The following is an 18140-nucleotide window of genomic DNA, read 5'->3' on the forward strand; positions in this document are numbered from 1 at the left end:
GCGGCCATGTGGCCGCGACCCCGAGCGTCTCGTGGCTCGAGGACGCGGGTGGGGCACTGGCGCGTGGCGTCAGATCTCCCCATCTCTGGCGTATCTGGACAAATCGGACGAGGCTCCTTCCTGACGGCGCGACAGGGGGACTGTCGCCGACCGTCAGGGAGCCAGCGATGCCTTCAGCGAAGAAGCCAGCGAACGCGAGTCTCGACAACGGCCTGTACCCACCCCGGCTCGACAAGCTGGTCCTCCCGGAGGACCGGATGGCCGGGGCCGGCCCCGACTACGGCACGATCCTCGAGACCATCTGCGGGGCGACCGACGACTCGCAGCCCGTCGAGCAGTACGACGGCACCCTGGGCGTGACGACGGCGTTCGTCAACGCCCATCAGGCACCTGCCGTGCAGGTGCAGTGGAACAGCAACCTGGCCAGCGTGTTCACCAACCCCGGCGACGTCTCGGGCGTCCGCTGGGGCAGCGGGACCATGATCGGCCCGGACCTGTTCCTCACGTGCGGCCACCTGTTCGACCAGGACCCGAACGGCTGGACGATCCCGCGGCAGAACGGCACGTCGAACGCCATCACGCCGCAGCAGGCCGCGCAGCAGATGCACCTGAACTTCAACTACCAGGTGAACTCGACCGGGGTGCTGCAGACCGAGGTCAGCTTCCCGATCACCGACCTCATCGAGTACCGGCTCGGCGGCCTCGACATGGCGCTGTGCCGCATCGGCGGCAACCCGGGCAACACCTACGGCTGGACGGAGTTCGGGACGACGAACGCCGCGGTCGGCGACATGCTCGCCATCATCGGGCATCCCGCCGGGCAGCCGAAGCGCATCGAGGCGGGCCCGGCGACGAGCATCAGCGGCGCGACGATCGGCTACAACGACATCGACACCCTGGGCGGGAACTCGGGCTCGGGCATCCTGCAGGCGTCGACCGGCCGGGTCGTCGGCGTGCACACCAACGGCGGCTGCAACCCGCAGGGCACCGGGTCGAACACGGGCACGGCGATCGCGGCGATCTTCGCGGCGTCGCCGACGCTGCAGGCCACGACTCCGAGCGCCAGCACCGGTGTGGGGATGGACTTCGTCGGCACGCCGTTGGCGGCCGACGTCAGCGGCACGCTCGCCGGCTCCGACACGGTCAACGCCCTCGACACCGGCTTCGTGCAGGACGTCGCGACGCCCCTCGCCCAGGACATCCACACGACGATCAACGCGGCGGACTCGCACACCCTCGCCGACGTGGGGACGCCGATCGCCCTGGACTCGACCCTCAAGGCTGCGGACAGCAACACGATCCAGGACCAGATCGCGACCCTGTTCCAGACCGACACGCACACCCTCGCGGACACCGTCACGAACGTCGCGCTGGACCACATCGGCACCCCGATCGCGGTCGACGTCGCCACCGCGTTCAAGGCCGACCAGCCGGGCACGTCGTTCGTCGCCGACCACCCGGGGACGCCGTTCTCGGTGGACACCGGCCTCGCCGACCAGCCCGGCACGTTCGCGGGCGCCGACGACCCCGGCGGGTTCGACCCCGGCTCGGTCGTCGTCAACCCGGGCTTCCCGGGCCTGAGCGGCCTGCTCGGCGGCGGCCAGCGCCCGTTCGTGCAGGCCGGTCCGTACACGCCGGTCGACGAGGGCCTGCAGGTGCAGAACCCGGTGCTCGCCGAGCTCGAGGCGCTCATCGCGACGCAGACGCAGGTGCTGGCCTCGCTGCAGGCGCTGTACCAGCTGCTCGCGTCCGGCGAGGTGTGAGGCCGACGTGATCGGCATCGTCTCCCACCCGGACGACCTGCACACGAAGGAGGTGACCCGGCACCTGGACGCCGCAGGTGCCGGGCACCACCTCGTGGACACCTCCCGCGTGCCGACCGCGAGCACGCTCACCACCCGCCAGCGTCCGGACGGCACGTGGACGGGCACCTGGGAGGGCTTGGACCTCGCCGAGCTGCACGCCATGTGGTGGCGCCGTCCGCAGCCGTTCGCGCTGCACGGCGACCTCACCCGCCCGCAGGACCGTCAGTTCGCGCTCGGCGAGTGCGCCGCGATGGTGGCCGGCATCTGGTCGTGCATCGACGCGGAGTGGGTCAACGACCCGGACCGCGACGAGGCGGCGTCCCGCAAGATGTGGCAGCTGCAGCTCGCCTCCCGGGCCGGTCTGCGGGTGCCGCGCACGCTGATGACGAACGACCCCGACGAGGCCCGCGCGTTCGTGGGGACCGAGCCGGACGGCGTCATCTTCAAGTCGTTCTCCGCGACCCCGACCACGTGGCGCGAGACCCGTCCCGTGCGAGAGGTCGACCTCGGCCTGATGGACCAGGTCCGGTTCGCTCCGGTCATCTTCCAGGAGCTCGTGCCGGGCGGCCGGGACATCCGGGCGACGGTGGTCGGCGACCAGGTGTTCGCCGCCGAGATCCGCGCCGACCAGTCCGCCTACGAGTTCGACTTCCGCATCGACACGGTGCACGCCCCGATCTCGGAGTACCGGTTGCCGGAGCCCGTCCAGGAGCGGCTCCTGGCGCTCATGCGGCGGCTGGGCCTGTACTACGGCGCGGCCGACTTCCGGGTGGCTCCGGACGGCGACCACGTGTTCCTCGAGGTCAACCCGGCCGGCCAGTGGCTGTTCGTCGAGTACGCGACGGGCCAGCCGATCGCGGCCGCCCTCGCCGACCTCCTGCTCCGCCTGGACCGCGAACGGTCGGGTGCACGCGCGGACGCGTTAATCGCGTGAGCGGGCCGGGACGTCGGCCTACCGTCGGGTACGTGCTCGACGAACCCGGCGTCCTGGACGCCGTCCGTGTGGTCCGCGCCGACAGGGGTGCGGTCATGGTGCTGCCCGCGCGCGCGCTGGCGCCGCACGGCGACGCGGTGTCACGGCACGTGGAAGGAGTCGACGAGCACCCCTGGCGCGTCGCGCTCGACCGTGACGGGCTGGTGCCGGGCCCGGACGACGAACGCACGGTCCCGACGGTCGGCGACTGGCTGCTGCTGGACGAGGCGCCCGACGGGCCGCACGTGCGCACCCTGATCCGGCGCCGCACGGCCCTCGTCCGCGACAGCGCGGGCAGGACGTCGCAGACCCAGGCGCTCGCCGCGAACGTCGACGTGGTCCTGGTCGTCGAGCACCTCGACCCCGAGCCCGACCTCGGGCGGGTCGAGAGGCTGCTCACGCTCGCGTGGCGATCGGGCGCGCAGCCGGTGGTCGTCCTGACGAAGGCCGACCTGGTGCCTGACCCCGAGGAGATGGCGGACGAGGTGGCGGCGGTCGCGCTCGCGGTCGACGTGCACACCGTGGCGGTCCCGACCGGGGAGGGCCTCGACGGGGTCCGTGCGCTGCTGGCGCCGGGCGTCACGCTGGTCGCCGTCGGGCCGTCCGGCGCGGGGAAGTCCACGCTCGTCAACGCCCTCGCCGGGCGAGACGTCATGGAGACGGGCGGCCGCCGGGCGGACGGCCGCGGGCGACACACCACGACGCACCGCGAGCTCGTCCCGCTGGCCGGGGGAGCGGTGCTCATCGACACGCCCGGCATCCGGGGGGTCGGCCTCGTGGCGGACGCCCACGCGCTGGAGACCACCTTCGCGGACGTCGCGGACCTCGCCGCACGATGCCGTTTCGCCGACTGCCGACACACCGGTGAGCCGGGCTGCGCGGTGCAGGACGCGCTCGCCTCGGGCGAGCTCGCGCCACGACGCCTCGACAGCTGGCGGCGGCTGGAGCGGGAGGCGGCCTACCAGGCTCGACGTTCGGACGTCCGGCTGGCCGCGCTCGAGCGGGAGCGCTGGAAGAGGATCACCAAGGACATGCACCGAGGTCTGCGCGGCGTGGGCCGACCGCGGGGCTGACCCTGCACACACGTTCCCTGCCGTGCCCCGCGGGCGCGGAGGTGCCTCGATGACACCCGGATCGGCTACTAATCGTTTTGGTAGGGCCGAAGTGCTCGCCTTGGGTACTGGTCGTCGGGTTTCCTCGACAGGTCCGGTGGTGCTCCTGGCCCCCCGATGTCCCCGCCCGGTCATGGACGACTTCTTGCGGAGCCGTCGGACTCCGGGCGCCGTCCCGCCCCTGGCACCGACCGTCCCCGGCGCCCGCGCTGCCCGTCACCGGTACCAGCGCGCGCCGAACACCGAGGAGAGCCCGCATGTCCACCCGTAGAAACGTCGTCGCACTGCTGTCGGCGGCCGCTGTCGCAGTGACCGGCCTCGCCGCCGCCACCACGGCGCAGGCCGCTCCCGGCTGCAAGGTCGACTACTCCGTGACCAACCAGTGGAACCCCGGCTTCGGCGCCGCGGTGAACATCACGAACCTCGGCGACCCGATCACGTCGTGGAAGGTCGAGTGGACCTTCGGTGCGGGTCAGGCGGTCACCCAGCTCTGGAACGGCTCGGTCACGTCCAGCGGCTCGAAGGTCACCGTGACGAACGCGTCGTGGAACGGCTCCCTCGGCACCAACGCGTCGACCGGGTTCGGGTTCAACGGGTCGTGGAGCGGCTCCAACCCGGTCCCGACGTCCTTCAGCCTGAACGGGACGGTCTGCTCCGGCGTGGTCAGCACGCCGACGAGCACCCCCACCCCGACCGTGACGCCCACCCCGACGGTGACGCCGACGCCGACCGTGACGCCGACGCCCACGCCGACCCCCACGCCGACGCCGACCCCCACGCCGACGGTGACCCCGACGCCGACCCCCACGCCGACGGTGACCCCGACGCCGACCCCCACGCCGACCCCGACCACGGCGTCGAGCTTCTACGTCGACACGAAGACGCAGGCCTACGCGGCGTGGCAGTCCGCGTCGGGCAGCAACAAGGACCTGCTGGCCAAGATCGCGCTCAACCCGGCGTCCTACTGGGTGGGCAACTGGTCCGACGCGAGCCACGCCAAGCAGGAGCTCTCGGACTACACGGGCCGCGCGCTGGCCGCCGGCAAGACCGGCATCATCACCGTCTACGCGATCCCGGGCCGTGACTGCGGCTCGTACTCGGGCGGCGGCGTCGCGACGAGCGAGTACGCGCAGTGGATCGACACCATCGCGTCCGGCATCAAGGGCAACCCGTACATCATCCTCGAGCCCGACGCGCTCGCCATGCTCGGCGACTGCAGCGGCCAGGGCGACCGGGTCGGCTTCCTGCAGTACGCCGCGAAGTCGCTGACGCTCGCCGGTGGCCGCGTCTACATCGACGCCGGGCACTCCGCGTGGCTGTCGGTCGACACCGCGGTGAGCCGCCTGAACCAGATCGGCTTCCAGTACGCGGTCGGCTTCGCGCTCAACACGTCGAACTACCAGACCACTGCGGCCAGCAAGTCCTACGGCCAGCAGATCAGCCAGCGCCTCGGTGGCAAGAAGTTCGTCATCGACACGTCGCGCAACGGCAACGGCTCGAACGGCGAGTGGTGCAACCCCCGCGGTCGCGCCCTCGGTGAGAAGTCCCAGGTCGTGAACGACGGCTCGGGTCTCGACGCCCTCCTGTGGGTCAAGCTGCCCGGCGAGTCGGACGGCACCTGCAACGGCGGCCCGACGGCCGGCGCCTGGTACAACGACATCGCCCTGGAGCTCGCGAAGAACGCGCACTGGTGAGCACCTGCTGACCGAAGAAGGGCCCTGACTACCGCGGGCCCGCGGATGTGCCTCGAGCCGTCCGCGGGCCTGCGGTTTCCACGTCCGGGCAGGTGCGCGACAAGAATGGGTGGCATGCCCCCTCGCCGTCGCACCGAGCCCACCGACGGGCGCGCCGCGCTCGCCACGTGGCGTGCCGCGCCCGACGACGTGCCCGTCGTCGCCCGTCGGACCGCCGTCCGCTTCACGCTCGAGGAGCTCGCCGAGGTCGCACCCGGGAACGCCGTCGAGGTGCGGGTGCCGCCCGACGGAGCCGTCCAGGCGGTCGACGGTCCTCGTCACACCCGGGGCACCCCGCCCCACGTCGTCGAGACCGATCCGCAGACCTGGCTCCGGCTCGCGACCGGCGAGCTGACCTGGGATGACGCCGTGGCGGCAGGTCGGGTGCGCGCCTCGGGCGAGCGGGCCGACCTGAGCGCCTGGCTCCCGCTGCAGGCCGCCCGGGCCCGCCCCTGAGGCTCCGCCCGGCGAGGGGTTGTGGGCGGCTGACCTAGGATCGCCGGGTGTCGTCGACCGAGCCCACCACCCCCTCCGGACCGGACGACGCCCTCGCGCCGACGACACCCGTCGAGCCCTCCGCAGCGGGTGAGCCGCCCATGCCGACCGCACCCGTCGAGTCCTCCGCGCCCGTCGAGCCCTCCGCACCGGGTGAGCCGCGCGTGGCGGACGCACCGGTCGAGCCACCGGTCCCCGCGGGCGGCCCCATGACGCCCGAGGCGCCCGTGCCGGCGGAGGCGCCCGTGCCGACGGAGGCCGAGCTCGCCCGCGAGGCGCAGCCGGCCGTCGTCCGCCGCGCCCCCAAGTTCGGTGCCTTCATCACCGCGGGTGCGCTGCTGGGGATCGTGCTCGCCCTGGCCGTGACCCTGGTGATCCAGCCCGACGTGCCACGCCGGTCCGACGGCTCGGGCTTCCTGCCGTTCCTCGACGGCGAGAACGCGGTCCGTACCGTCATGGCCGTCGCGGGTGCCGTCCTCGGTGGGTTCGTCGGCGGCCTGCTCGCCGTCGTCGCGGACCGCCGGAGCGTGCGGCGCGCTCGTCGCGCCGACTGAAGGAGGACCGGGCCGCGCGCCGGACCGGCTGTCCGGACGGCGGGCGCTCCTCGGGTCCCCCCGGGCCGTGTGCGACCATAGGGCCGTGGCACCGCGCGCAGACGGACATCTGAACCACGATCTCCTTCCGAACGAAAAGGGCCCGCAGGACGCCTGTGGCGTCTTCGGTGTGTGGGCACCCGGCGAAGAGGTGGCCAAGCTCGCCTACTTCGGCCTGTACGCGCTGCAGCACCGCGGGCAGGAGTCCGCCGGCATCGCGACGTCGAACGGCCAGCAGCTGCTGGTCTACAAGGACATGGGCCTCGTGTCCCAGGTCTTCGACGAGACCGCGCTGAACGCCCTGCAGGGCCACATCGCCATCGGCCACACGCGGTACTCCACCACCGGCGCGTCCACCTGGGAGAACGCCCAGCCCACGCTCGGCCCCACGGCCGCCGGAACCGTGGCGCTCGGGCACAACGGCAACCTCACCAACGCCGCTGAGCTGGTGGACCTCGTCGCCGAGCGGTACGGCAACCAGCGGCGGGGCGAGCTGGCCCGCGGCAACACCACCGACACGGCGCTCATCACGGCACTCCTCGCCGGTGACCCGGACCACACGCTCGAGGCCACGGCGCTCGAGGTCCTGCCCCGGCTGCGCGGCGCGTTCTGCCTCGTGTTCATGGACGAGAACACGCTCTACGCAGCCCGCGACCCGCAGGGTGTGCGTCCGCTCGTGCTCGGCCGGCTCGAGCGCGGCTGGGTCGTGGCGAGCGAGACGCCCGCGCTCGACATCGTCGGCGCATCCTTCGTCCGCGAGGTCGAGCCGGGCGAGTTCATCGCGATCGACGCCGACGGGCTCCGCTCCACGAGGTTCGCGACGGGACAGCCTCGGGCCGGCTGCGTCTTCGAGTACGTCTACCTCGCCCGTCCTGACACGACGATCGCCGGCAAGTCCGTGCACGCCGCGCGGGTCGCGATGGGTCGCCGGCTGGCGGTCGAGCACCCGGTCGACGCCGACCTGGTCATCCCGGTCCCGGAGTCCGGCACCCCGGCCGCCGTCGGGTACGCGGCGGCGTCGGGCATCCCGTTCGGCCAGGGCCTGACCAAGAACGCGTACGTGGGCCGCACGTTCATCCAGCCGTCGCAGACGCTGCGCCAGCTCGGCATCCGCCTCAAGCTCAACCCGCTGCGCGAGGTCATCCGCGGCAAGAGGCTCGTGGTGGTCGACGACACGATCGTGCGCGGGAACACCCAGCGCGCCCTCGTGCGGATGCTGCGCGAGGCTGGCGCCGCGGAGGTGCACATCCGGATCAGCGCGCCCCCCGTCAAGTGGCCGTGCTTCTACGGCATCGACTTCGCGTCGCGAGCCGAGCTCATCGCGAACGGGCTCTCGCCCGACGAGATCGCGGCGTCGCTGGGCGCCGACTCGCTCGGGTACATCTCGGAGGAGGGCATGGTCGCCGCCACCGAGCAGCCCGCCTCCCAGCTGTGCACCGCGTGCTTCTCCGGCAAGTACCCCATCGAGCTTCCCCCCGCCGACCGCCTCGGCAAGCACCTGCTCGAGCAGAGCGAGCTGCCGCTCGGCGCCCCGGAGGACGGTCTGCTGACTCTTCTCCCCGGACCTGGCGGCGCGTCCGCCCTGGAGCACCCGTGAACCACACCACGTCGGCTGTCGTCCCCGACGGCCCCCAGGTCACCTATGCCGCCGCCGGCGTCGACACCGAGGCGGGCGACAAGGCCGTCGAGCTGATGAAGGACGCCGTGCGGGCGACGCACGGCCCCCAGGTGCTGGGCGGGGTCGGCGGCTTCGCCGGTCTGTACGACGCCTCGGCGCTCACCCGCTACCGCCGGCCGCTGCTCGCGACGTCCACGGACGGCGTCGGCACCAAGGTCGCCATCGCGCAGGCGCTCGACATCCACCACACCATCGGCTTCGACCTGGTGGGCATGGTCGTCGACGACATCGTGGTGGTCGGCGCGACGCCCCTGTTCATGACCGACTACATCGCGTGCGGGCGGGTGGTGCCCGAGCGGATCGCGGACGTGGTGCGCGGCATCGCGGCGGCCTGCTCCGCCGCGGGCACGGCCCTCGTCGGCGGGGAGACCGCCGAGCACCCGGGCCTGCTGGGGCCCGACGAGTACGACGTCGCAGGTGCCGCCACCGGTGTCGTCGAGGCCGACGAGCTGCTCGGTCCCGACCGGGTGCGTGCAGGCGACGTGCTCGTGGCGCTCGGGTCGAGCGGGCTGCACTCCAACGGCTACTCGCTCGTCCGCAAGGTCGTCGAGGTCGCCGGCTGGGGCCTGGAGCGGCACGTCGACGAGCTCGGTCGCACGCTGGGCGAGGAGCTGCTCGAGCCGACCCGGGTGTACGCGAGCGACGTCCTCGCGCTCGTCGGGCGCTCCGGTGTCGCCGGTGTCCACGCGTTCAGCCACGTGACCGGAGGCGGCCTGGCGTCCAACGTGGCCCGGGTCCTGCCCGCGGGGCTCGTGGCGGACGTGGACCGCGGTGGATGGCAGCTGCCGCCCGTCTTCTCGCTGGTGCAACGCCTGGGCCAGGTGCCGTGGAGCGACCTCGAGGGCACCCTCAACCTGGGCGTCGGCATGGTCGCGATCGTGGCTGTGGACGCGGTCGACGGCGTGCTCGCGCATGCCGCAGAGCTCGGCCTGCCGGCCTGGGAGCTCGGCAGGGTGCGCCACGCGGACCGGTCGACCGACGTCGCGGGTTCGCCCGGGTTCGTGGCCGGGACCAAGGGCGTCCACGGCGGAGCGGTCCAGCTGACCGGCTCGTACCGGGTCTGACAGCCCCGTGTCGGGTCTGACAGCCCGATGCCCGGCTCGTCGAGGACCTCGTCGAAGACCTGGCCAGGACTAGCACCGGGGTCCGGGCTGACGCGCGTGCTCGCCGAGACGGGCCCCACGGTGGGCGCGTTCAGACCGAGCCGACGGTCGGGCTGCCGTGCCTGGCGTGGCAGCGCCGTGCGACGGGACACGTCCGGGACGTGCCCCGACGCACCCGCCTCGCCACGACCGGGCGGCGAGCCACCCGGAGCCGACGCCTCCGCCCGTGCGCGCACGACCGGCACCGGATCAACCGGGAGGGTGGTCGCGCTCCGGCCGGCACGAGCCGGAGCAGGCTGCGTCAGCGGTCGTCGTCAGACCAGCGCCGGTAGTCGTCGCTGTCGTCGTCAGTGTCGGTGTCGACAGCCGCACGAGGGCGGTTGTCAGCGACGACATCGTTGTGGCCGTGCGACGTGAGCTCCTGCTCGAGGGCTCGGTAGTTGGTCTCCGGGCTGAAGTACTTCAGCTCCCGTGCCACCTTCGTCTGCTTAGCCTTCTGACGGCCGCGCCCCATGGCATCGACCCCCTCTTACGTGGATGCGGGGCGGCTCCGTGCTGACACGTGCGGCCCCGGGGTGCTGAATCGTCTCTTCGCGGTGCAACGGTACATGGTCCTCCGGCATTCCGACCACTTGCCCGGCGGCGACGCTCGTCACGTACCCGGCGCGACGAGGTTCGTGTCGCAGGGGGTATGTGGAACCATTTGTCGGGTTTAGGCTGACAGTGCAGTCAGGATCCCGTGGCAGACGGGTGGCTGGTGGACGAGATGTGAAGGTTCACCTGTCACGCCCTGTCCTGGAATGCGGCTTCTGTTCCGTTCGTTCATGCTAGGTGCCTGACAGACCGACAGCGCCACCACGTGGCACCAGCATCACCCGCTCGACCCCAGGTTCCACCCGCTCCAGTCGTGGTCGGAGGGCCCGACAGCAGCTCGGGTCCCTTGTCGGCCGCTCGCTCGCCAGGAGGCAAGCTGATGACTACGCATCCCGCAGAGTCCGAGACCCTGCTCACGCCGTCCGAGGTCGCGACGCTCTTCCGCGTCGACCCCAAGACCGTCACCCGTTGGGCGAAGGCCGGCAAGCTGTCGTCGATCAGGACGCTCGGAGGGCATCGCCGCTACCGCGAGTCCGAGGTGCGGGATCTGCTCAACGGCGTTCCCCAGCCCTTGCGCCCTGCGGACGACTGAGCGCGCTCCTCGCCGGAGCCCTCACCACCTCGCGGCCGCCCGGGCCGCGAGCAGAACGTCGGTGCCTGGCACCGGCGTTCTTGTGTGCTCAGCCCGAAGGCACGGTCTCAGGTCCGAGCCCGGCAGGGCGTGCCGCACGTCGAGCCCGGCAGTGCCGCCTGGCGCGATGTGCGGTTGCCGGAGCCGACGATGTGCGGTGCCGGCGATGTGCGTTCGCCGGAGCTGATGAGCGGTCAGTCGCGCCCGCGGAGCCGGGCCGCCACGAGCACGGCCACGACGGCGACGGCCCCGGCCAGCACCATGCGTGCGCGGGTGCGTGCCTTCGGGTCGGCCTCCGAGCTCACGGCGTCCTGGAGGAGCCGCTTGCCGCTGTCGACAGCACGGCCGGCCTGCACGCGTGGGTCGAGCATGTCAGTGAGCTCGTCGACGGTGGATGCGAGCTGTGCACGGGTCGCGCTCACCTCGGCCTCGAGCTCTACCATGCGCGGGGTGCTGAAGGGGGGTGGCGCCGGCTTGTCGGAGGGCGCCTGGCCGATGGGTGCCTGGCTCTGGGGCTTGTCGGAGCTCACGAGCTGATCCCTGCCTTCACGGCGTCGATGTCCTGGTGCACGTTCTCGATGGCCCGCGCCGGGGTGGGGGGAGCGCCCTTCTTCAGCCTGCGGATGCCGATCAGCGCGAGGACCACCACCACCAGCAGCAGGGCGACGGTGACGACGAGCGCGGCGAGCCACGGATCCCACACGGTGCACAGCGCGAGGATGACCGTCGCGATGGCGGCGGCCAGCAGGTAGAGCGAGAGCACTCCTGCGGCCACGAGCAGCCCGGCGCCGATGCCGAGCTGCTGTGCTCGACCGCTGATCTCGGCCTTCGCCAGGTCGAGCTCGGCCTTCACCAGCCGGGTGACCTGCTCGCTGAGCTCACTGACCAGCTCACCCACGGACCTGCCGCCGGCGGGCGGCGTGGACTGCGTCGACATCGTCACGACCCTTCGCTCGTCGCTCGGACTCTCAGTGTGCTGGTCAGACGCGTGTGACGCGATCCGAGCGCGGGTGCGTCGCTCGCCTCAGTCGGCCCACGGGTGGACCTGCTCGCCGGCCGGGTGGACCGGCTCGCGCGCCCGCACCACCGACATGGGTGTCGCCTCCGGGAGGTGCCGGCGGGCCCAGGCAGCGAACCCGCCGGCCAGCAGCACGAGCGCGGTGCCGACCAGAAGGGCGGAGAGCCACGGCTCCACGACGTGCGCGAGGCCGAGCACGGCGGCGGCGACGAACAGCGCCAGACCGAAGAAGCCCAGCAACGACGCCACTCCGAACGCGACCGCCGACGGGCGGACCTCGATCGCCCGCGCCTTGACGCTCGCGCTCACGGCGTCGATCTCAGCCTGGATCGCCTCGCGGACGCGGTCCTCGGCGTTCTCCATCTTCTCGCGGGCCATCTCCGCGAACGGCTCGGTGAAGCGGTCGAAGAAGCGGTTGCGCGGGCGCTCCGGCCCGGAAGTGCTGCTCACGGGGGGTCCTCCGTCGGACGGTCGAACTGCGGTGCGACCAGCGTAGGCGTCGACACGTCCCGTCTTCGGGACCAACGGCGGAGGCGCAGCGGTGGAGTCCGGATCGCCGGCGGGTCCGACGGCCGGCCGGCTCCGAGACGCGAAGAACCCCCGGTTCCCCGGGGGTTCTTGGTGGTGGCTCCGACCGGCGTCGATCCGGTGACCTTTCGATTTTCAGTCGAACGCTCTACCAACTGAGCTACAGAGCCTTGGAACGAGAACGCCGGTCCGAAGACCGGCGCTTCGAGCGACCCCGACGGGACTTGAACCCGCGACCTCCGCCGTGACAGGGCGGCGCGCTAACCAACTGCGCTACGGGGCCTCGTGTGGTGCTGACTGCGAGACCTGCACTGCTGTACTGACTCGTGCTGAACTGCTCGTACCCCCAACGGGATTCGAACCCGTGCTACCGCCGTGAAAGGGCGGGGTCCTAGGCCGCTAGACGATGGGGGCGAGTCCCGCCCCTGACGTCGAGGCGCCGGATGACCGGTGATGAGCATACGGGTTGTCGGGCCCGAACTCCAAAGTGACTCCGGCGAGCCGGTGGGCGGGCGGTGAAACGGCGGCGTTGAGCAGGCAGGATGGTCGGGTGGTCGAGATGACGAGGGCCGAGTTCGAGGACGCGGTGCGCGACGCGCTCGACGAGATCCCGGCCGAGCTGGCCGCGATGATGGACAACGTCGTGGTGCTCGTCGAGGACGACGTGCCACCCGGGGAGGTCGACCTGCTCGGGCTCTACGAGGGGACGCCGCTCACCGAGCGGGGCGAGTTCTGGGCGGCCGGGTCGCTGCCGGACCGCATCACGATCTTCCGCAACCCCACGCTCGCCATCTGCGACGACCGGGCCGACGTGGTCGAGGAGGTCGCGGTGACGGTGGTGCACGAGATCGCCCACCACTTCGGCATCGACGACGATCGGCTGCACGCGCTCGGGTGGGGCTGATGCGGTGACCGGGCACACCCACGGGAGTCGCGGGGGGAGCCACGGCGACCCGGGGACCAGTACGGCGACCGCCGCGTACGCACACCGGCGCCGACTCGTCGCCGTCCTCGTCCTCACGCTCGTGGTGCTGGTGGTCGAGGTCGTCGGCGGACTCGTGTCCGGCTCGTTCGCGCTGGTGGCCGACGCCGGGCACATGCTCACCGACGCGGCCGGCGTGGGCCTCGCGCTCGCGGCGACGGCGCTGGCCGCGCGCCCGGCGACCGCGCTGCGCACGTTCGGGTGGCAGCGGGCCGAGATCCTCGCCGCCCTGGTGAACGGGCTGGTCATCGCGGTCGTGGGTGTCGGGGTGCTGGTGGGTGGGGTGCGGCGGATCGTCTCGCCGGTGCCGGTCGAGGGCGGGCTCATGCTGGCTGTCGCGCTCGTCGGGCTCGCCGCCAACGGGGTCGGGCTGGCGCTCCTGCACCGGGGGCAGGCGGAGTCCCTCAACGTCCGCGGCGCCTACCTCGAGGTGCTGGGTGACCTGCTCGGCTCGGTCGCGGTGGTGGCGGCCGCCGTGGTGGTGCTGGCGACCGGGTACCTGCGTGCGGACGGCATCGCGTCGGTCCTGATCGGCCTCATGGTCGTGCCGCGGGCCGTCACGCTCCTGCGGGAGGTCGGCAGCGTGCTGCTGGAGGCCACACCGGCCGGTGTCGACCTCGACGCGGTCCGGGCGCACATCTGCGGGGTACCGGGCGTGCTGGGGGTGCACGACCTGCACGCGTGGACCATCACGTCGGGCGTCCCCGTGCTGTCCGCCCACGTGGAGGTGCCCGACGAGCTGCTCGCGCGCGGCGAGGCCGGTCGGGTGCTCGACGACCTGCGGCGCTGCCTCGCCGGCCACTTCGACGTGGACCACTGCACGTTCCAGCTCGAGCCGCCGTCCCAGGCCGGACGCGAGGCGCACGCGCACGCCTGAGCGGGCGGCCGCACACCGCAGCCCGAGCGGCGCACACCCCGCCGGCGCTGTCCCGTCGGCGGGCGGGCGGGGGCCGCTCGGGCAGGGCCGCTAGGGTCGGCCGCATGGTCGCCGTCGGTGTGGTGCTGCTCCCGGACGAACGCTGGTCGCAGGCACGCGCACGCTGGCGGCAGGCCGAGGAGTGGGGGTTCGACCACGCGTGGACCTACGACCACCTGGCGTGGCGCACGCTCGCGGACGGGCCGTGGTTCGCGACGGTCCCGCTGCTCGCGGCGGCGGCCGCCGTGACCGACCGGATCGCGCTGGGGACGTTCGTCGCGTCGCCGAACTTCCGGCACCCGGTCCCGTTCGCCAAGGACGTGCTGGGCCTCGACGACGTGAGCGGCGGCCGCTTCCTGCTCGGTGTCGGCGCGGGTGGTGAGGGGTTCGACGCGTCCGTCACCGGTCCGCCGCCGACGCGCGGGGAGCGGACACGACGGTTCGAGGAGTTCGTCGCGCTGCTGGACACGCTCCTCACGCAGCCCGTCACCACCCGTCAGGGCGAGTTCTACGCCGCCGACGACGCGCGGATGATCCCCGGCACGATCGCCCGGCCCCGCACGCCCTTCCTCGTCGCCGCCGCCGGGCCGCGCACCATGCGGCTCGCCGCCCGGTACGGGCAGGGGTGGATCACCTACGGGCCGAGCTACGCGACCGAGGACGTCGACCCCGACCCGGTGGTCGCGCAGGAGCAGTGGTGGACGGGCCTGGCGGAGGTGTCGGCCGCCATGGACGCCGCCGAGGCCGCATCGGGACGTACCGAGCCGCTCCGGCGCTACCTCAGCCTCGACGGTGCGCCGATCTTCGCGCTGACGTCGCTCGACCTCGCGGTGGAGGGCATCGGGCGGGGCGCCGCGCTCGGGTTCACCGACGTCGTCGTCCACTGGCCGCGCGCCGAGGGCATCTACGCGGGGCGGCAGGCCGTCCTCGAAGGGCTCGCGAGCCGGCTGGGCGACCTGCACGCGCTGCGGGCCACCACCAGGTGACAGCGGTGGAGCGTCGTCAGTGGGCCTTGCGGGCCTCCCAGGCCGTGGCGACCATCTCGTCCAGGGTGTAGGTCATGCGCCAGCCCAGGTCGCGGGCCGCGAGCTCGCCTGAGGCGACGATCCGCGCAGGGTCGCCGGGTCGGCGGGGAGCGATCTCGGGCTCGAAGGCGATCCCCGTGGCGTCGGCCATGGCCGTCATGATCTGTCGTACCGACGCGCCGACGCCGGAGCCCAGGTTGTACACGGGCTCGAGCTGCCCGCCGTCGGCGAGCACCTGAGCGGCGGCCACGTGGGCGTCGGCGAGGTCCGCCACGTGGATGTAGTCGCGCACGCAGGTGCCGTCCGTCGTCGGGTAGTCGGCGCCGTTGATGCGCGGCGTGCGGCCCTCCGCCAGGGCGTCGAGCACCAGGGGGAAGAGGTTGTGCGGGCTGGTGTCGTACAGCTCCGGCGTACCGGAGCCGACGACGTTGAAGTAGCGCAGCGACGTGTGCCGCAGACCGGCCGCGCGGCCCTGGTCGCGCAGCAGCCACTCGCCGACCAGCTTCGACTCGCCGTACGGGGACTCCGGGCGGGTGGCGCTGGTCTCCGTGACGAGGTCCACGTCGGGGGTGCCGTACACGGCGGCCGACGACGAGAAGACGATCGCGTCGACACCCTGGGACGCCATGGCCTCGAGGAGGTGGGCGGTGCCGGTGACGTTCTGGTCGTACGTGTGCAGCGGCCGGTCGACCGAGACGCCGGCGTACTTGAAGCCCGCCAGGTGGACGACCCCCACGATGCCGTGCGTGGCCACGGTGTCCGCGACCAGGTCGGTGTCGAGGATCGAGCCCTCCACCAGCGGCACGTCCGCGGGCACGAACTCCTTGTGGCCGCTCGACAGGTCGTCGAGCACGACCGTGCCCAGCCCCACCTGCCCGAGCGCCCGCACCACGTGCGACCCGATGTACCCCGCACCACCGGTGACCAGCCACGTCATGGTGCCGAGCCTATCGACGCCTCGTCGGCGGTGCGGTCGGTCACCTCGTCACCGGTGTGTGCCGGCAGCTCGGGGAGGTCCGCGTCCGCGTCGAAGCACGGCGCACGGAGCTGCGTGAGCGTGGCCCAGCCGCGAGCGAGGAGACCCGCGTCGGTGTTCGGCTCGCGGGTGATCTCGACGTCCGCGTAGGTGAGCTGCAGGTTGCCGTGCTCGACCTCGTGGACCCGAGCCTGGACCGCGCCGAACGAGGCGAGCGGAGCCTTGCGCAGGCCGCGCACCGCCTCGACCGGGCGGTCGGGCACGTTGAGGTTGAGCACCCGGTTGCGCTGGCCGTGCGCCACGAGCCAGTCGAGCACCGGCCGGGCGAACCAGCCGGCGGTCTCCCAGTGCCGGGGGTCCTGTTCGGCGATCGAGACGGCGAGGCCGGGGATGTCGTGGGTGGCGGCGGACAGCGCCGCGCCGACGGTCCCGGAGTGCAGCACGGCGTGGCCCGTGTTCGCGCCGCGGTTCACGCCCGAGAGCACGATGTCCGGCTTGGGACCGAACCCGCCGTAGGCGGCGACGAACGCGATGAGGCCGGGCGCGGCACGGACCGCGAACGACAGCACGCCATCGGGCAGACCGGGGGACGGCTTCGGCTCGACGAGGAGCTTGCCGTCCTGCTCGGCGCCGAGCAGGGACGCGCTGGCCCCGGACGACTCGCGTGCGGGGGCTGCGACCACCACCTCGTGGCCGGCGTCGAGCGCCACCCTGGCCAGCACGGTGAGACCGGGGGAGTCGATGCCGTCGTCGTTCGTCACGAGCACGCGCATGGCACCATCCGACCGTCGCGGCCCGTCCCCCGCCACCGGAGTGCGTCAGAGGTCGGACAGGGGACGCACGACGACGCGCCCGGCGAACCGCTCGATCTGCTCCCGCCGGCCGGTGCCCAGCCCCCGGCGCGTCACGTTGAGCGCCCCCGCAGCCGCGCCCAGCCGGACCGCCTCGTCGAGCGGCATCCCCCGGCCGATGCCGACCGCGATGCCGGCGGTCATCGAGTCTCCGGCGCCCCGGTGGTCGACCACCGTGATGGGAGGCGGTGACACCGCGCGCACGTCGTCGGCCGTGACCACGAGACCCGCGTCGCCCGCCCGCGAGACGACGACCGCGCCGAGCCGGCCGCCGGACCCGTCGCCGCCGGCGGTCCCGCCGTCGAGCAGGGCGCGCGCGGCCCGCGTGAGCTCCTCGGTGGTGTGGCCGGTGGCGAACCCGCCGTCGACGAGCTCCTCGTGGCTGATCTTCAGGACCGTGCCGCCGGCGCGGGCGAAGGCGGCGGCGGCCTTGCCGGAGAGGTCCGCGACGACCGTCCGTCCGGCGGAGAGCAGGTCTCCGGCGAGGCGGCCGACGACGGTCGCGGGCAGGATCTTCGGCGGGTTGGCGCCCGTGAGGACGGTGACGTCGGCGTCCATCGCCTCGACGAGCACGGTGCCGTACAGGTCGTCGAGCTCGTGCCGGTCCAGGGTGTGCGGCGGCGTCTGTGCGATCTCGCGGCGGTCGCCGTCCCGCCGGTCGTGCACGTAGGCGCCGTTGCCGCCCGAGTAGGCCGTGGGCCGCACGCGCAGCCGCTCGACCTCTGCCAGGTGCGCGAGGACGGTACCCGTCTCGCCGCCGAACGGGCCGCAGACCACGACGTCGGCCCCGAGCGACACCGCCATGCGGGCCACCCACAGGCCCTGGCCGCCGGCGTGCACGTGCACCTCGGGGTGCGAGTCCTCGCTGGTCGGCGCCTCGATGGTGACCGTGAGCAGGGGCGTCGGTGCGAGCACGCACACGCGGGGCGTGCGTGAGGCGTCCGCGGGACCGAGGACGGCGGCGCGGACCGTGTCGGGTGCGAGAGGCACGGCCGGCATGCGTCGAGTGTGAGGCCGCGGCGGCCACGGCGCGCGACGACAGGCTGTGCCGGCTCAGGGAGGTGCAGGTCCCGGCGGCCGGCGCGTACGGCCGCCGCAGCGGACGGGAGGGCGACGGCCGCGGGCGC

At 73.0% G+C, this 18140-nt stretch carries 19 protein-coding genes and 3 tRNA genes; 12 read left to right on the forward strand and 10 right to left on the reverse strand.

What is annotated here, in order from left to right:
- Positions 1 to 167: 167 nt before the first annotated feature.
- From ACVW07_RS15575 to purM, 8 genes are all read left to right on the forward strand, one after another.
- Positions 168 to 1763 (forward strand): trypsin-like serine peptidase, encoded by a 1596-nt coding sequence (locus ACVW07_RS15575; protein WP_456820137.1) that lies wholly within the window; start codon positions 168 to 170, stop codon positions 1761 to 1763.
- Between the two features lie 7 nt (positions 1764 to 1770).
- A complete protein-coding gene (locus tag ACVW07_RS15580) occupies positions 1771 to 2739 on the forward strand; it encodes a hypothetical protein (protein ID WP_456820138.1) in 969 nt (322 codons plus the stop codon).
- A gap of 32 nt (positions 2740 to 2771) precedes the next feature.
- Complete coding sequence (gene rsgA, locus ACVW07_RS15585; RefSeq protein ID WP_456820139.1) at positions 2772 to 3851, forward strand: ribosome small subunit-dependent GTPase A; 1080 nt, start codon at positions 2772 to 2774, stop codon at positions 3849 to 3851.
- A gap of 296 nt (positions 3852 to 4147) precedes the next feature.
- Complete coding sequence (locus ACVW07_RS15590; protein WP_456820140.1) at positions 4148 to 5584, forward strand: glycoside hydrolase family 6 protein; 1437 nt, start codon at positions 4148 to 4150, stop codon at positions 5582 to 5584.
- A gap of 114 nt (positions 5585 to 5698) precedes the next feature.
- Entirely contained in the window at positions 5699 to 6079 is a 381-nt protein-coding gene (locus ACVW07_RS15595; protein ID WP_456820141.1) for a sterol carrier family protein, read from the forward strand.
- Between the two features lie 47 nt (positions 6080 to 6126).
- Positions 6127 to 6672: a hypothetical protein gene (locus tag ACVW07_RS15600; protein WP_456820142.1), complete on the forward strand. Its 546-nt coding sequence runs from the start codon at positions 6127 to 6129 to the stop codon at positions 6670 to 6672.
- 85 nt (positions 6673 to 6757) lie between these two features.
- Positions 6758 to 8308 carry an amidophosphoribosyltransferase gene (gene purF / locus ACVW07_RS15605; protein WP_456820143.1) on the forward strand — a complete coding sequence of 517 codons (1551 nt, stop codon included), beginning with the start codon at positions 6758 to 6760 and terminating at the stop codon, positions 8306 to 8308.
- On the forward strand, positions 8305 to 9453 hold the full coding sequence (gene purM, locus ACVW07_RS15610; protein WP_456820144.1) for a phosphoribosylformylglycinamidine cyclo-ligase: 1149 nt from the start codon (positions 8305 to 8307) through the stop codon (positions 9451 to 9453). The genes purF and purM overlap by 4 nt, the downstream gene beginning before the upstream one ends.
- 340 nt (positions 9454 to 9793) lie before the next feature.
- Here the strand turns inward: purM and ACVW07_RS15615 are convergent, their stop codons facing one another.
- Positions 9794 to 10006 (reverse strand): DUF3073 domain-containing protein, encoded by a 213-nt coding sequence (locus ACVW07_RS15615; protein ID WP_456820145.1) that lies wholly within the window; start codon positions 10004 to 10006, stop codon positions 9794 to 9796.
- A gap of 459 nt (positions 10007 to 10465) precedes the next feature.
- Between ACVW07_RS15615 and ACVW07_RS15620 the strand changes: the two genes are divergently transcribed.
- Positions 10466 to 10678: a BldC family transcriptional regulator gene (locus ACVW07_RS15620; RefSeq protein ID WP_456820146.1), complete on the forward strand. Its 213-nt coding sequence runs from the start codon at positions 10466 to 10468 to the stop codon at positions 10676 to 10678.
- A 233-nt stretch (positions 10679 to 10911) separates the two neighbouring features.
- On the opposite strand, the gene ACVW07_RS15625 is transcribed toward ACVW07_RS15620, so the two are convergent.
- The 6 genes from ACVW07_RS15625 to ACVW07_RS15650 all read right to left on the reverse strand — a co-directional run bounded on the left by ACVW07_RS15625 (position 10912) and on the right by ACVW07_RS15650 (position 12677).
- Positions 10912 to 11247, reverse strand: a complete 336-nt coding sequence (locus ACVW07_RS15625) for a DUF3618 domain-containing protein (protein ID WP_456820147.1) — start codon at positions 11245 to 11247, stop codon at positions 10912 to 10914.
- Positions 11244 to 11654, reverse strand: a complete 411-nt coding sequence (locus ACVW07_RS15630) for a phage holin family protein (protein WP_456820148.1) — start codon at positions 11652 to 11654, stop codon at positions 11244 to 11246. Before ACVW07_RS15630 ends, ACVW07_RS15625 begins: the two co-directional genes overlap by 4 nt.
- Before the next feature lie 87 nt (positions 11655 to 11741).
- The gene (locus ACVW07_RS15635) at positions 11742 to 12185 is read right to left on the reverse strand and encodes a phage holin family protein (protein WP_456820149.1); all 444 of its coding nucleotides are present in this window, start codon (positions 12183 to 12185) and stop codon (positions 11742 to 11744) included.
- Positions 12186 to 12357: 172 nt separating this feature from the next.
- Positions 12358 to 12433, reverse strand: a tRNA-Phe gene (locus ACVW07_RS15640).
- A gap of 39 nt (positions 12434 to 12472) precedes the next feature.
- Positions 12473 to 12546: transfer RNA gene (locus ACVW07_RS15645), tRNA-Asp, on the reverse strand.
- Between the two features lie 58 nt (positions 12547 to 12604).
- Positions 12605 to 12677: transfer RNA gene (locus ACVW07_RS15650), tRNA-Glu, on the reverse strand.
- Positions 12678 to 12822: 145 nt separating this feature from the next.
- On the opposite strand from ACVW07_RS15650, the gene ACVW07_RS15655 reads away from it, so the two are divergent.
- The 3 genes from ACVW07_RS15655 to ACVW07_RS15665 all read left to right on the forward strand — a co-directional run bounded on the left by ACVW07_RS15655 (position 12823) and on the right by ACVW07_RS15665 (position 15147).
- Positions 12823 to 13167, forward strand: a complete 345-nt coding sequence (locus tag ACVW07_RS15655; RefSeq protein WP_456821096.1) for a metallopeptidase family protein — start codon at positions 12823 to 12825, stop codon at positions 13165 to 13167.
- 4 nt (positions 13168 to 13171) lie between these two features.
- Positions 13172 to 14122, forward strand: a complete 951-nt coding sequence (locus tag ACVW07_RS15660; protein ID WP_456820150.1) for a cation diffusion facilitator family transporter — start codon at positions 13172 to 13174, stop codon at positions 14120 to 14122.
- A 104-nt stretch (positions 14123 to 14226) separates the two neighbouring features.
- Positions 14227 to 15147: an LLM class flavin-dependent oxidoreductase gene (locus ACVW07_RS15665; protein ID WP_456820151.1), complete on the forward strand. Its 921-nt coding sequence runs from the start codon at positions 14227 to 14229 to the stop codon at positions 15145 to 15147.
- A gap of 16 nt (positions 15148 to 15163) precedes the next feature.
- Here ACVW07_RS15665 and galE read toward each other — a convergent pair whose 3' ends face one another.
- From galE to ACVW07_RS15680, 3 genes are read right to left on the reverse strand one after another with little or no spacing between them, the layout of a single operon-like run.
- The gene (gene galE / locus ACVW07_RS15670) at positions 15164 to 16123 is read right to left on the reverse strand and encodes a UDP-glucose 4-epimerase GalE (RefSeq protein WP_456820152.1); all 960 of its coding nucleotides are present in this window, start codon (positions 16121 to 16123) and stop codon (positions 15164 to 15166) included.
- On the reverse strand, positions 16120 to 16935 hold the full coding sequence (gene surE, locus ACVW07_RS15675) for a 5'/3'-nucleotidase SurE (RefSeq protein ID WP_456820153.1): 816 nt from the start codon (positions 16933 to 16935) through the stop codon (positions 16120 to 16122). The genes galE and surE overlap by 4 nt, the downstream gene beginning before the upstream one ends.
- Before the next feature lie 45 nt (positions 16936 to 16980).
- The gene (locus tag ACVW07_RS15680; protein ID WP_456820154.1) at positions 16981 to 18012 is read right to left on the reverse strand and encodes a 1-phosphofructokinase family hexose kinase; all 1032 of its coding nucleotides are present in this window, start codon (positions 18010 to 18012) and stop codon (positions 16981 to 16983) included.
- Positions 18013 to 18140 lie beyond the last annotated feature (128 nt).

This window comes from Cellulomonas sp. URHB0016 (genome assembly GCF_054057935.1).

Coding starts and splice junctions, on each gene's coding strand:
- ACVW07_RS15575 (WP_456820137.1), top strand. CDS start 168: ATGCCTTCAGCGAAGAAGCCAGCGAACGCGAGTCTCGACAACGGCCTG.
- ACVW07_RS15590 (WP_456820140.1), top strand. CDS start 4,148: ATGTCCACCCGTAGAAACGTCGTCGCACTGCTGTCGGCGGCCGCTGTC.
- ACVW07_RS15595 (WP_456820141.1), top strand. CDS start 5,699: ATGCCCCCTCGCCGTCGCACCGAGCCCACCGACGGGCGCGCCGCGCTC.
- ACVW07_RS15615 (WP_456820145.1), bottom strand. CDS start 10,006: ATGGGGCGCGGCCGTCAGAAGGCTAAGCAGACGAAGGTGGCACGGGAG.
- ACVW07_RS15620 (WP_456820146.1), top strand. CDS start 10,466: ATGACTACGCATCCCGCAGAGTCCGAGACCCTGCTCACGCCGTCCGAG.
- ACVW07_RS15630 (WP_456820148.1), bottom strand. CDS start 11,654: ATGTCGACGCAGTCCACGCCGCCCGCCGGCGGCAGGTCCGTGGGTGAG.
- ACVW07_RS15655 (WP_456821096.1), top strand. CDS start 12,823: ATGACGAGGGCCGAGTTCGAGGACGCGGTGCGCGACGCGCTCGACGAG.
- ACVW07_RS15665 (WP_456820151.1), top strand. CDS start 14,227: ATGGTCGCCGTCGGTGTGGTGCTGCTCCCGGACGAACGCTGGTCGCAG.
- galE (WP_456820152.1), bottom strand. CDS start 16,123: ATGACGTGGCTGGTCACCGGTGGTGCGGGGTACATCGGGTCGCACGTG.
- surE (WP_456820153.1), bottom strand. CDS start 16,935: ATGCGCGTGCTCGTGACGAACGACGACGGCATCGACTCCCCCGGTCTC.
- ACVW07_RS15680 (WP_456820154.1), bottom strand. CDS start 18,012: ATGCCGGCCGTGCCTCTCGCACCCGACACGGTCCGCGCCGCCGTCCTC.